The following is a 12,910-nucleotide window of genomic DNA, read 5'->3' on the forward strand; positions in this document are numbered from 1 at the left end:
GTGAGTTCCCGTTTGCGTAAACTCGTGCTGACGTCCGCGCTGGCCGGCGCCGGCGTCCTCCTGCCCGTGTCCGCGACATCGGCCCAGGCCGTTGTCCAGGCGTTGCCCCCGCCCGAGCTCAACGACCTCCAGAGGTCGCTCTCGGTTCTGGCGAAGGACCCCGCCGACCTCGGCGCCCTGCTGGACGCCGGAAAAGCCTCGATCGCGCTCGACGATCTGCAGGCCGCGCTGGGCTTTTTCCGCCGTGCGCTGTCGGTTTCGCCGAACAACGGCGCCGCCGAAGCCGGGATTGCGGCGATCTCGCTGCGCCAGGGCAATCCGGTCGAAGCGGTCAGGATGTTCGAACAGGCCGAGCGCGACGGAATGCCGCCCGGCAGCCATGCCAGCGACCACGGACTGGCGCTCGATCTCGTCGGCGACAATGACGGCGCCCAGCGCTTCTACCGCCAGGCGCTCAGCCAGGGCGACGATCCCGAGGTCGTGCGCCGGTTGGCGCTGAGCTTGGCGATTGCCGGCGACCAGCACGGCTCGGAGACGACTCTTCTGCCCTTGTTGCAGCATCGCGACCTGGCGGCATACCGGACCAGGGCCTTCGCCCTGGCGATTCTCGGCCGCAGCGACGATGCCGTCTCGATCGCACAGACCATGCTGCCGGAGCGGCTGTCGAACCGCATGGCGCCGTACCTGCGCTACATGCCCCGGCTGACGCGCGCGCAGCAGGCGGCGGCGGCCAACCTCGGCAAGTTCCCTCCGGCTGCCGAAATCGGCCGGGACAGCCCCGAAATCGCTGCCCTTTCGGCGCGCTCGGCCCCCCGCCAGGTTGCGGCGCGAACGCCCGATTCGCGGCTCGAGCCGACCGGCGAGCCGCTCGGCAGCAGCAAGCGGCCGCCCAAACGGACGCGGGATCGCGAGGCCGCGGCCAAGCCGGCGGCGGACAAGCGCGTCGTCGTCGGCAAGGTGGTGGCGGCGACCTCGACTCCGATCGAACCTCCGCCTCAGTCGGCAGCGCCCTCTTCGGCATCGACCGGAGGATCGGCCTCGGCACGAACCGATGAGCCGGCGGCCCCTGCGCCGGTGCTCGTCGCCGCGGCCGAGCCGCCGCCTGCTCCGGCGAATGAGCCGGTCGTCGTCGCCGCGCAGCCGCCCGCGCCGCAGCCGGCGCAATCCGGCGATCTGCCGCGGCCCTCGTTAGCGGTCGGCAACGAAGCTCCGCCCGAACCTGCCCCCGTCGAAGACGAACCGGAGCTCTCGCTGGCCGAGGCTTTTGCGGATCTGGCCGAGCCACCTGCCGATGCCGGACGTCCGCGGAATGGTGCGGTCGACATCACCAAGTTCGAACCGCCCCGCCAGAAACCGCCGCCGCCGCCAGCGCCCAAGCCTCCGGCCAATCCCAAGCGCTACTGGGTGCAAGTTGCCACGGGGCGCGACATTGGCGCGCTCGGTTTCGACTGGCGGCGTATCCAGCGCAAGGCCGGGCCGCTGCTCAAGTCGAACGACGCGTTTACCGCCAGCTGGGGGCAGACCAACCGGCTCGTGACCGGGCCGTACGACAGCGAGGCGGAGGCGCTCAAGACGGTCAAGTCGCTCAAGGACAAGGGCCTCGACACCTTCGCCTTTACCAGCGAGCAGGGCGAAGAGGTCCGGCCGCTCAAGTGATCGCCGCCCCTGGAATCGCCCACTGTGGACAAACCGCTTTTGCACACTTTGTGAACAGCCTTGGCGCGCCTTTCCACCGCTCCCGGGGGCGGCGCGATTGATTGCAGCCGCCGCTCCGGCGCATGCAGCCTTCAGATCGAGGTAAACGGACTGTTGAGCATGAACATCGGGCGAGAGCCGTACGAAGAATCCGACGACGCGGCCCCGGTGGAGATGCTCGCCCAGGTGTTCGAAGCCCATGGCTGGCCGTGCGAATTCAATGGCGAGGACGAAGTCACCGGCGAGATCCAGGGCAGCTGGACCACGTATCAGGTCAAGGGGGTGTGGCGGGCCGAGGACCGGGTGCTGCAGTTCCTTTGTCTTCCCGATATTCGCGTTCCCGACGCCAAGCGCAAGGCGGCGCACGAGCTGCTCGCGCTGATCAACGAACAGCTCTGGCTCGGCCATTTCGACATGTGGTCCCGCGGCGGGGTGCTGCTCTACAGGCACGGGCTCATGCTCGGCGAGGAAGGGCTGCTCAGCCTGTCGATGGCGCAGGTCGCGATCGAAGCGGCGATTTCCGAATGCGACCGGTTTTACCCGGCATTTCAATTCGTGCTCTGGGGCGACAAGACCCCGCGGCAGGCGCTCGACGCGGCGCTGGTCGACGCGGCGGGCGAGGCGTAGACATCGGCGCGGCACTCCGGCAGGAGGCGCCGCATGGCATATGACAACACCCTCATCGTCGGTTGCGGCAACATGGCGGGCGGCATGCTCGAAGGCTGGCTCGCCGCCGGCCTCGATCCCGCCCGCTTCACGATCGCCAACCCGAGCGAAAAACCATTTCCGGTCACCCAGCACCGTTCGATCCCCGATGGCGGAGACTTCGACGCCGTCCTGATCGGCGTGAAGCCGCAAAAGCTGGGCGAAGTCGCCGAGCAGGTCGAGCGGCTCGCCGGTCCGGGCTGCACCGTGCTCTCGATCCTCGCCGGCGTGACGCTGGACACGCTGGCAGAGACCTTTCCGCGAGCCGGGGCGGTGGTGAGGGTCATGCCCAACCTCGCCGTGGCCCTGGGCAAGTCGCCGGTGGCGCTGGCCAGCGCGGACCTCGACCAAGCCGGGCAGGACGCGCTGACTGCGTTCATGGACCCGCTCGGCACTCCGGAATGGGTCGGCGAAGACGCCTTCGATCTCGTCACCGCGCTGGCGGGCTCGGGTCCGGCCTTCACCTTCCGCTTCATCGATGCGCTGGCCGCCGGCGCGAGCGAGCTCGGGCTGCCGCGCGAGCAAGCCGACCGCCTGGCGCTGGCGATGGTCGAGGGCGCCGCGGCGCTCGCCGCCGACTCGCCCCATGACCCGGGCGAGCTGGCGCGCCGAGTCGCCAGTCCCGGCGGAATGACCCAGAAGGGGATCGACGTTCTCGATGCCGACGGCGCGCTTGTTCGGCTGCTGACCGAAACTCTGCGCGCGGCGCGCGACCGCGGTGCGGAGCTCGCGGCGGAGGCGCGCCGAAAGGATTGACGCCGTCAACCCGGTTTTCCTTGAAAACAACGACTGCAGTAGCGATATTGCAGACACCGGCTTGTCGTCGCTCGGCGCCGGAATGGAGAGTATACATGGCGAATTGGAATGACCCTCAGGACACCCGCTCGGGCTTCGGCACGGCGCCGGGGTATGCCGGGGATCTCGCTCAGCGCACCACGTTCGACGCCGGGCTGCGCAAGCACATGCTGTCGATCTACAACTACATGGCCTCGGGCGTGTTGCTGACCGGCGTCGTGGCGATGCTGACGGCCCGTTCGGGCCTTGCGCTGACCTTTGCCAGCGGCCCGCTGATGTGGATCGTGGCGCTTTCGCCGCTGGCCATCGTCTTTGCGATGAGCTTCGGCGCCAACAAGTTTTCGACCGGCGCCTTGCAGGCCATGTACTGGGGCTTCGCGGTCCTGATGGGTCTGTCGCTGTCGACGATCTTCCTCGTCTATACCGGCGCCTCGATCGCGGCGACGTTCTTCGCCACCGCGGCGGCCTTCGCCGGGCTGAGCCTGTTCGGCTACACCACGCAGAAGGATCTCAGCGCCTGGGGCAGCTTCCTGATCATGGGCGTCGTCGGCCTGCTCGTGGCGATGCTGATCAACATGTTCCTGCAGTCGCCGGCCATGATGTACGCGATCAGCTTCATCGGCGTGCTGATCTTCGCCGGGCTCACCGCTTACGATACCCAGAAACTGAAGTCGCAGTACCTGCAAATCCAGCAGGCGAAGATGACCAACCCGGCGATGGGGGCAGCCTTCCCGATGGGCAAGGTCGTGGTGATGGGTGCGCTCAACCTGTACCTCGACTTCATCAACATGTTCCTGTTCCTGCTGCGCTTCATGGGCAACAGCCGCGGTTGACCGCACGGCAGACTCGTTTCATCGCGCCCGGGAAGCCCACAGCTTCCCGGGCGTTTTCTTTGCCGTCTCGAAGGGTTACGGCTATCGCTTCATCGTCGGGCAATGTTGCGTCCGGCACCATGCTGGCGATGCGAAGAAGAGGCGGGGGTTGATGTCCAGGATCCGGCGAATTCCGGTGCGTACGATTATCACGGCGGTCAGCCTGGCCGTGCTGGCCGGCTGCGCAACGCCGCCACCGCCGCCGCCGCCGCCGCCGCCGCCCGCACCCACGCCGACGCCCACTCCCGTTCCAGCCCGCCCGCAGGCGCCGGAGGGCGCGCACTACAACATGCCGGTGCCGCCGGTCGATGCCTACGGCGTGCGTCAGACGGTCAACGCGAACCTCACCTCCGCGCAGACGGTGTGGAACTTTCGCTCGGCGATGAACGTCGCCGCGCTCAATTGCCTGCGGCCGGGCGACGAGCCGATCCTCGACGCTTACAAGGACTTGCTCAAGTCCTTCGCGCGGCCGCTTTCGGCCACCAACCGCGCGCTCGATGACGAATTCCGCAAGAAGTACGGCAGCGCGTTTCACTCGGTGCGCGACCAGTACATGACGCAGGTCTACAACTATTTCGCGCTGCCGCCGGTGCTCGGCGATTTTTGCGACGAAGCGCTGCAGATCTCTCAGACCTACCTGCAAGCCCGGCCTGACAACCTCGACGTGTTTGCCGCATCCGCGCTGCCGCAGCTCGAAGCGAGGTTCGTGCATTTCTTCGGCGACTACGAACGGTGGCGCACCGAAGTCGCTGCCTGGGATGCGCAATACGGCGATCGTTACGGCTATATCTATCCCGCTTACGTCGAGGCGCACAGCAATCCGGCGCCTGAGACACCGGCCATCCAGATCGCCGGGCTCCCGGTTTCGGCCACGGGCGCAGCGGTCATCGACGCGCCCGCCCAGCCGGCCTCGGGGCCGGTCGTCCAGCCGATCTCGGGGCCGGTCGTCCAGCCTGCACCCGGGCTTTCGACGCAGCCGCCGCCCGGTGCCGCTGCAGCAACCGGCCAGGCCATCGTGCAGCCGCTGCCTGGCGCGTTGCCGGATGCGGCCCAGGACTTGTCGGCCTACGGCCCGGTGTCGCCGCAGGTGCAGACGGTCGTCGAGCCCGCCCCCTCGCCGGTCTTCAGCTTGCCGCCGGAGGCGCGCGCCGATGCGGAGCCGCAGTTCACCTCGCGGCCGGTCACGCAGCCGGTCGCCGAGCCGGGCTTCGGTCCCTCGCTGTCCGGTTCCGAACAGGCAGCCGCCACCGTCTCGCAGCCGGTCGTCCAGCCCACGGGCGACGACGCCGCGAACGTGCAGTAAGAAGACACGTCCGGAGGGCGATTTTGCCCTTCCAAGCATGCAAGACATTCGCTAGGGAGCGCGCTCTTCGCGCGAGGCCCGCCCCGCGCGATGCAGACTGGAACGGGGCCGTAGCTCAGCTGGGAGAGCGCGTCGTTCGCAATGACGAGGTCAGGGGTTCGATCCCCCTCGGCTCCACCAGTTGCTTTCGCCTTCGGGCGCCGAGGGGACCATGGGTTCCCTGGCCTGCGGCCTCACCGGCCGGGGCTGTTCGGCCGATCGGACGCCGAGCAGCGTCAATCACCGGCCTTTCACACGGAGGGCTCTTGCCCTAACGCCTCGCCATGCATTTCCTTGACCAAGCCAAGATCTACGTGAAGTCCGGCGGCGGCGGCCCCGGGGCGGTCGGGTTCCGCCGCGAAAAGTATATCGAGTACGGCGGGCCCGACGGCGGCGACGGGGGCAAGGGCGGCGACATCGTCTTCCGCGCCGTGCCCGGCCTCAACACGCTGATAGACTTTCGCTACACCCAGCACTTCAAGGCCAAGCGCGGCCACCACGGGATGGGCAAGAACCGTACCGGGGCCGGGGCCGACGATCTTGTCATCGAGGTCCCGGTCGGCACGCAAATCCTCTCCGAGGACAAGGAGGAGGTACTCGCCGATCTCACCGAGGAAGGGCAGGAAGTCGTCCTGCTCGAAGGCGGCATGGGCGGTCGCGGCAACGCCAGCTACAAGACCTCGACCAATCGCGCCCCGCGCCAGCACCAGCCGGGCATTCCCGGTCAGGAGATGTGGGTCTGGCTGCGGCTCAAGCTGCTCGCCGATGCGGGCCTCGTCGGCCTGCCCAATGCCGGCAAGAGCACCTTCATCAACAAGGTTTCGAACACCAAGGCCAAAGTCGGTGAATATGCCTTCACCACTCTGGTGCCGAGCCTCGGCGTGGTCCATCACCGGGGGCGCGAATTCGTGCTGGCCGACATACCCGGCCTGATCGAAGGGGCTGCCGAAGGCGCCGGGATCGGTGACCGCTTCCTCGGCCACATCGAACGGTGCCGCGTGCTCATCCACCTCGTCGACATCTCGGGAGAGGATCCCGCCGGGGCGATGCGTACGGTGCAGGACGAACTTGCCGCCTATGGTGCCGGGCTGACCGAAAAGCCGCAGCTCATCGCGCTCAACAAGGTCGATCTCGCCGACGCCGAGCTGGCCGCGGGGTTCGCTGCCGAGCTGAAGGTCGCGGGGGCCGACCGGGTGTTTCCGATTTCGGGTGCCACCGGCGCCGGAATCGACGCGCTGCTCGACGCTGTCCTGTCGTACCTTCCGGAACGCACCGCCACCGAGCAGCCGCGCCAGGAAGGCGACGAAGAGGACGCCGCATCCGGCGAGTGGTCGCCCATCTAGGACATCGCAGGTGACGTGGGCGGCGGCGTTCGCTAATCCCGCGCGCCATGCCTATCGAGCGCCTGTCCGACTTCACCGACTCCGCCGCGGTGCCGTGCCTTGTGCTCAAGGTCGGTTCCTCGCTCCTCGTCGCGAAGGACGGCGCGGTCCGCGAAGCGTGGATCGAGAGCCTCGCCGGGGAGATCGCAGTCGCGCGCGGACGCGGGCAGCAGGTGATTGTCGTCAGCTCCGGGGCCGTCGCGCTCGGCGCCGCCAGACTGGGGCTGGCCGCGGGCGGCCGCGGCAGCCTCGCCGACGCCCAGGCGGCCGCCGCCGTCGGCCAGATCGCCCTCGCATCGCTATGGGCCGACAAGCTCGGCGCGCGTGCACTCACGGCGGCCCAGCTGCTGGTGACGATCGAGGATCTCGAGGATCGGCGGCGCTACCTCAACGCCGCGGCGACGCTGTCGACTCTGCTCGGCGCAGGCGTGGTGCCGGTGGTCAACGAGAACGATTCGGTAGCGACCGAGGAAATCCGCTTCGGCGACAACGACCGCCTCGCCGCGCGCGTGGCCCAGGCGGCGGGGGCAGCGGCCGTGGTGCTGCTGTCCGACGTCGACGGCCTTTACGACCGCGATCCGCGCGCCGAAGGGGCGCGATTGCTCCCCCGGGTGGACGGCGTGACCGAGGCGATTCACGCGATGGCGAGCCGGGCGTCGGGATCGGGCATGGGCTCGGGGGGCATGACCTCCAAGCTGCAGGCGGCCGAGATTGCCGAGCGCGCCGGGATCGCGCTGGCGATCGTCAACGGCACGCCCGATGCGCCGCTCGGCCGCGCCTTCTCGGGCGAAGGGATCGGCACGTTGTTCGTGCCCCGGCGTAGCGACACCGCGCGCAAGGCCTGGCTCGGCGGGCGGCAGCGGATGCGCGGGGCCCTCGTGGTCGACAGCGGCTGCGCGGCTGCGCTGCTGCGGGGCGGCAGCCTCCTGGCTGCGGGTATCGAGGCGGTGGAGGGGGATTTCGTGCGCGGCGACCCGGTCGGCGTGCGCGATGCCGACGGCCGCCCTCTGGCGCAGGGGCTGGTCGAATACTCCTCCGCGGAAGTCGCGCGCATCCGGGGGCGCAGGAGCGACGAGATCGAGGCCCTGCTCGGCTACGCCCCCCGAACCGCGGTAATCCACCGCGACCACCTGGTGCTGCTGTGACGATTGCCGTGACCGGGGCAACCGGTTTCGTCGGACATGCCCTGCTCGAGGAAGCCGCGCGCGCGGATTTGCCGATCCGCGCGCTGACCCGCCGCGAGCAGCCGCCCGCGTCTGGAGTCGAGTGGGTGCACGGCGATCTCGGCGACCGTGACGCCCTCGCCAAGCTGGTCGCGGGGGCCGAGGCGGTGATCCATGTCGCCGGGGTCGTCAACGCGCCGGAGCCGGACGGATTCCACCTCGGCAACGTCGAAGGGACGATGAAGCTGGTCGAGCAGTCGGTCGCCGAAGGCGTCCCGCGTTTCGTTTTCGTCTCCTCGCTCGCCGCGCGCGAGCCGCAGCTCTCGCGCTACGGCGAGAGCAAACGCCACGCGGAGCGGCTGGTCATGGCCAGCGGGCTCGACTGGTCGATCGTCCGCCCGCCGGCGATCTACGGCCCGCACGACCGCGAGATGCTCGACATGTTCAGGGCCGCCCGCTGGGGGGTCTTGCCGATGCCGCCGCCGGGGCGGGCCAGCGTGATCCACGTGCGCGACCTGGCGCGGTTGTTGCTCGCGCTGGTGCCCGGCGGAGAGGAGGTGACGCACAAGGCATTCGAACCCGACGACGGCCGCCCGGGGGGCTGGAGCCACCGCGATCTCGCCCGCGCCATCGGCGCGGCAGTCGGGCGGCGGCCGTGGGTCCCGCACCTGTCGAAGGCGGCGCTGGAACGGCTGGCCAAGCTCGACGCGACATTGCGGCGGAACAAGGCCAAGCTCACGCCCGACCGGGTCGGCTACATGGCGCACCCCGACTGGGTCAGCAGCCCCAAACTGCACCCGCCGCGCCAGCTATGGCAGCCGGAAATCCCCACGCGCACGGGCATGAAGGCGACCGCGGAATGGTACCGCCGGCAGGGCTGGCTCTAGAGGAAGGGCTCGTAGCCCGGCGGCAAGTCGCCCTCGGGCGTCGCCTCGGGCACGCCGTGAATCCCGCACTCGGTCTTGTCCCAGCCGCGCCACCGCCCCGCGCGCGGGTCTTCCCCGGGCAGGACCTTGCTCGTGCACGGTGAGCAGCCGACCGAGAGATAGCCCTCGGCTTCGAGCGGATGGCGCGGCAGGCCGTGCCGTTCGAACCAGGCCTCCAGATCGTCTTTGACCCAGTCGCCGAGCGGATTGAGCTTCATCCGCCCGTCCTCGACCTCGAAACGCGGCAGGTTCTCGCGCGTCACCGACTGGAAGGCCTTGCGGCCGGAGATCCAGCTGTCGAGCCCGCGCTTGGCGCGGGCCAGCGGCTCGACCTTGCGGATCGCGCAGCAGCCGTCGGGATCGTAGGACCAGCGCAGGCCGTTTTCGTCCTTGGCGGCGAGCACGTCCGGATCGGGCGTCACGACCGAGCTGTTGGTCAGCCCGAGATGCGCCACCAGCGTATCGCGGTAGGCGAGCGTCTCGGGAAACATCTTCAGCGTGTCGACGAAGATCACCGGCGTTGCGGGGTCGGCCGCGGCGACGAGGTGCAGCAGCACCGCGCTCTCGGTTCCGAACGAGGAGACCACCGCCACGCGCCCGAGCACCCCGTCCGCCAGCACTTCGCGCAGCATTGCCGGGGCGTCGACGCCGGCGAAGCGGGCGTTGAGCGCGTCGGCGTCGGCCTGGGTGAAGGCGGGGCCGGTGGCGATGCGGTCGATCGGGCGGCTAGCCATTGTGACGCAGCTTCCAGATCGGAATCCGGTCGTCGGCCGCTTCCTGATAGACATAGGGGTAGCGGGCGAGCGCCGCTTCGGCATCGGCGCGGTCGATCGGCTTGTCGGGGGCAAAGCTGTCGAAGCCGCAGCGGCGCATGAAGAACAGCAGGTCGACCAGGACGTCGCCGGTCGCCTTGATCTCGCCGCTATATCCGGCCTCGCGCAAGAGGCGAGCGGTCGAAAAGCCGCGGCCGTCGCGGAACTTCGGAAAGTCTATCTCCACCAGGCGCACGCGGGCGAGGTGCGGCAGAAGGACCGTGACGTCCTCGCCCGCCTCGATGCGCACCGAAATGGCGTTGTCCTGTTCGAGGAAGGCGTCGAGCGAAACGGCGGGCTCGTCGGCCGAGGCGTCGTCGCGGAAACGCAGATATTCCGCGCCGTAATCCTCGGTCGCCGCGGGGGTGGGATTGCCGCTATGCGCCATTATGCACTCCGTTCGTCCCGAGCTTGTCGAAGGACGGGAAGGCGCGCTTGTCGCGGATCGACAGGCTCCCCACGAACGGACCTTGTGCCTGGTTAGCCATAGATCGCCTCCTTGAATCCATCCATTCCGACCCGCCGGTAGGTGTCGATGAAGCGCTCGTCCGGCTCGCGAACGGCGCGATAGTGTTCCACGGTCCGTTCGACCGCGTCGACGATACCGTCCTCGTCGAACCCCGGTCCCGCAATCTTGGCCTGCGTGGTGTTCTCGTCGCCCGATCCGCCGAGCAGGAGCTGGTAGCTCTCGCTCCCTTTACGGTCGACGCCGAGGATGCCGATGTTGCCGGCATGGTGATGGCCGCAGGCGTTGATGCAGCCGGAAATCTTGATCTTGAGCTCGCCGAGGTCGGCCTGCCGCTCGGCATCGGCAAAGCGCTCGGCGATCTTTTGCGCGATCGGGATCGAGCGCGCGTTGGCGAGGCTGCAATAGTCGAGTCCGGGGCAGGCGATGATGTCGGTGACCAGATCGAGGTTGCTGTCGGCCAGCCCCGCTTCGACGAGCGCCTGCCAGACGGCGTAGAGGTCCGCCTTGCGCACGTGCGGAAGCACCAGGTTCTGCGCATGCGTGGCGCGCAGCTCGTCGAAACTGTATGTCTCGGCCAGGTCGGCCACCAGGTCCATCTGTTCCGCCGAGATATCGCCGGGGATGCCGCCGGCCGGCTTGAGACTGATGTTGGCGATGGCATAGCCGGGCGCCTTGTGGGCGATCACCTGGTGGCGCACCCAGCGGGCGAACGCGGGGTCCGACAGATCGAGTTCGTCGCTCAGGCCCTGTTCGAACGGGGGCGGGTCGAAATAGGCCGCGACCCGGTCGTATTCGGCCTGCGGGAAATCCTGCCCGAGCGAGAGGAAATGCTCGAACTCCGCCTCGACCTGGCGGGTGAACTCCTCCTGCCCGAGGTCGTGGACGAGGATCTTCATCCGCTGCTTGTGGATGTTGTCACGCCGGGCGTTGCGGTTCCACACCCGCAGCACCGCCTGCAGGTAGGACAGGATCTGCCCGGTCGGCAGGAAGTCGCGGATCTTGTAGGCGATGAACGGCGTGCGCCCCATGCCGCCCCCGGCATAGACCTCGAAGCCGATCTCGCTGCCCGCATTCTTGACGATGCGCAGCGCGAAATCGTGCCAGCGCAGCGCCGCGCGATCCTCCTTGGAGGCGATCACGCAAATCTTGAACTTGCGCGGCAGATAGCTGAATTCCGGCATGAACGTGGTCATCTGCCGGATCACCTCGCACCACGGGCGCGGGTCGATCAGCTCGTCGGCGGCAGCGCCGGCGTACTGGTCGGCGGAGATGTTGCGGATGCTTTCGCCGCTGGTCTGGATCGCGTGCATCTCGACCTTGGCGAGATCGGCCAGGATGTCGGGCGCCTCGGCCAGCTTGATCCAGTTGTACTGGATGTTTTGCCGCGTCGTGAAATGGCCGTAGCCGCGGTCGTACTTTCGGGCGATGTCCGCGAGCGCGCGCATCTGCCGCGAATTGAGCGTGCCGTAAGGGATCGCCACCCGCAGCATGTAGGCGTGGAGCTGAAGGTAGAGTCCGTTCTTGAGCCGCAGCGGCTTGAACTGGTCGTCGTCCATCTTGCCGGCGATGCGGCGGCGCACCTGGTCGCGGAATTCCTCGACGCGGGCGTCTACCATCGCCTGGTCGTATTGGTCGTACTTGTACATCAGATCACCCAGTCCCTGGCCTCGGGGTCGGCCGGCTTCAGTGTCAGGTCGGGCCGCACCGTGGGGCCCAGCGCGCGGACCCGGTCCTTGATATGCGCCGGGCGGACCTTGCCGTCGGCGTCGCGCTCGCCGTCGATGGCGTAGGGGTTGTTGACCCGGCAGGCCGCGGCTTCGCGGGCCATGATGGCGTCCGCCTCGTCGCCTGCGTCGACCGCGTCCTCGACGTGGATCGACCAGTCGTACCCGGTCCACCAGGTGACCGCGCCGGTCTTGAGGTCGTTGCCGGTCACAATCTTCATGCTGCTGCCTCCGCGGCGAGACGGGCGAGGGCAGCGTCTTCGCGCGCCGCGACCTCGCCGATTACGATGAGCGACGGACTGCGCACCTTCTCGCGCGCGACGAGGTCGGCGAGACCGGCGAGCGGCGCGCGCAGCACGCGCATCTGCGGGCGGCAGGCGTTCTCGATCACCGCCAGCGGCATGTCTGGCGCGAGGCCGTCGGCCATCAGCTTTTCGGAAATCTGCGGCGCCGTCTTCACGCCCATGTAGATGACCAGGGTACGGCCCTTGCCCGCGAGCCCGGCCCAATCCTGTTCGGCAAGACCCTTGCACTGCCCGGCGACGAAGCTGACGACACTGGCCGCATCGCGGTGGGTCAGCGGAATCTGCGCGGCGGCAGCCGCGCCGTTGGCGGCGCTGATGCCCGGGACTACCTCTACGGGCACGCCCGCAATGCGGCAGGCCTCGGCCTCTTCGCCGCCCCGTCCGAAGACCAACGGGTCGCCGCCCTTGAGCCGCACGACGTCGCGCCCGGCAAGCGCCTCGCGCACCAGCAGCGCGTTGATCGCGTCCTGCGGCAGGGTGTGGCGGGCGCGCCGCTTGGCCACCGAGACGAGCTCGGCATCGGGCCGTGCGAGATCGAGGACCGCGCGATCGACCAGCCCGTCGTGCACGATCAGGCGGGCCCCCGCGATGAGGCGCGCGGCGCGGACCGTCAGCAGGTCGGGGTCGCCCGGCCCTGCGCCGACGAGGAATACGGTGCCGATCTTGTCCATGGCGCCTAAATGCGGGCGAGCCGGTCATCCCGCCAGCGAGAATGGTTTG

General features: G+C 68.8%; 13 protein-coding genes and 1 tRNA gene. 9 read left to right on the forward strand and 5 right to left on the reverse strand.

The features are described 5' to 3' along the window. The 9 genes from Q7I88_RS06500 to Q7I88_RS06540 all read left to right on the forward strand — a co-directional run bounded on the left by Q7I88_RS06500 (position 1) and on the right by Q7I88_RS06540 (position 8,841). Entirely contained in the window at positions 1-1,656 is a 1,656-nt protein-coding gene (locus tag Q7I88_RS06500; RefSeq protein WP_305098230.1) for an SPOR domain-containing protein, read from the forward strand. A gap of 159 nt (positions 1,657-1,815) precedes the next feature. Beyond that, positions 1,816-2,322, forward strand: coding sequence for a type III secretion system chaperone family protein (locus tag Q7I88_RS06505; protein ID WP_305098231.1), 507 nt, complete (start codon positions 1,816-1,818; stop codon positions 2,320-2,322). A gap of 33 nt (positions 2,323-2,355) precedes the next feature. Then, positions 2,356-3,156, forward strand: a complete 801-nt coding sequence (locus Q7I88_RS06510; RefSeq protein ID WP_305098232.1) for a pyrroline-5-carboxylate reductase family protein — start codon at positions 2,356-2,358, stop codon at positions 3,154-3,156. A 95-nt stretch (positions 3,157-3,251) separates the two neighbouring features. Beyond that, entirely contained in the window at positions 3,252-4,028 is a 777-nt protein-coding gene (locus Q7I88_RS06515; protein WP_305098233.1) for a Bax inhibitor-1/YccA family protein, read from the forward strand. Positions 4,029-4,203: 175 nt separating this feature from the next. Continuing rightward, positions 4,204-5,370 carry a hypothetical protein gene (locus Q7I88_RS06520; RefSeq protein WP_305098234.1) on the forward strand — a complete coding sequence of 389 codons (1,167 nt, stop codon included), beginning with the start codon at positions 4,204-4,206 and terminating at the stop codon, positions 5,368-5,370. A 104-nt stretch (positions 5,371-5,474) separates the two neighbouring features. Further along, positions 5,475-5,550 (forward strand) — tRNA-Ala (locus Q7I88_RS06525). A 143-nt stretch (positions 5,551-5,693) separates the two neighbouring features. Beyond that, entirely contained in the window at positions 5,694-6,752 is a 1,059-nt protein-coding gene (obgE, locus tag Q7I88_RS06530; RefSeq protein ID WP_305098235.1) for a GTPase ObgE, read from the forward strand. A gap of 47 nt (positions 6,753-6,799) precedes the next feature. After that, on the forward strand, positions 6,800-7,936 hold the full coding sequence (gene proB / locus Q7I88_RS06535; RefSeq protein ID WP_305098236.1) for a glutamate 5-kinase: 1,137 nt from the start codon (positions 6,800-6,802) through the stop codon (positions 7,934-7,936). Further along, positions 7,933-8,841, forward strand: coding sequence for an NAD-dependent epimerase/dehydratase family protein (locus Q7I88_RS06540; protein WP_305098237.1), 909 nt, complete (start codon positions 7,933-7,935; stop codon positions 8,839-8,841). Before proB ends, Q7I88_RS06540 begins: the two co-directional genes overlap by 4 nt. Here the strand turns inward: Q7I88_RS06540 and Q7I88_RS06545 are convergent. The 5 genes from Q7I88_RS06545 to cobA all read right to left on the reverse strand — a co-directional run bounded on the left by Q7I88_RS06545 (position 8,838) and on the right by cobA (position 12,861). After that, positions 8,838-9,614 carry a phosphoadenylyl-sulfate reductase gene (locus Q7I88_RS06545; RefSeq protein ID WP_305098238.1) on the reverse strand — a complete coding sequence of 259 codons (777 nt, stop codon included), beginning with the start codon at positions 9,612-9,614 and terminating at the stop codon, positions 8,838-8,840. The genes Q7I88_RS06540 and Q7I88_RS06545 overlap by 4 nt on opposite strands. Then, positions 9,607-10,080: a DUF934 domain-containing protein gene (locus Q7I88_RS06550; protein WP_305098239.1), complete on the reverse strand. Its 474-nt coding sequence runs from the start codon at positions 10,078-10,080 to the stop codon at positions 9,607-9,609. The genes Q7I88_RS06545 and Q7I88_RS06550 overlap by 8 nt, the downstream gene beginning before the upstream one ends. A 92-nt stretch (positions 10,081-10,172) precedes the next feature. Continuing rightward, positions 10,173-11,807: a nitrite/sulfite reductase gene (locus Q7I88_RS06555; RefSeq protein WP_305098240.1), complete on the reverse strand. Its 1,635-nt coding sequence runs from the start codon at positions 11,805-11,807 to the stop codon at positions 10,173-10,175. After that, a complete protein-coding gene (locus tag Q7I88_RS06560; protein WP_305098241.1) occupies positions 11,807-12,106 on the reverse strand; it encodes a DUF2849 domain-containing protein in 300 nt (99 codons plus the stop codon). The genes Q7I88_RS06555 and Q7I88_RS06560 overlap by 1 nt, the downstream gene beginning before the upstream one ends. Then, the gene (gene cobA / locus Q7I88_RS06565; RefSeq protein WP_305098242.1) at positions 12,103-12,861 is read right to left on the reverse strand and encodes a uroporphyrinogen-III C-methyltransferase; all 759 of its coding nucleotides are present in this window, start codon (positions 12,859-12,861) and stop codon (positions 12,103-12,105) included. Before cobA ends, Q7I88_RS06560 begins: the two co-directional genes overlap by 4 nt. Positions 12,862-12,910: the final 49 nt, after the last annotated feature.

The sequence above is a fragment of the Croceibacterium aestuarii genome (assembly GCF_030657335.1).
Lineage (GTDB): Bacteria > Pseudomonadota > Alphaproteobacteria > Sphingomonadales > Sphingomonadaceae > Croceibacterium_B > Croceibacterium_B aestuarii.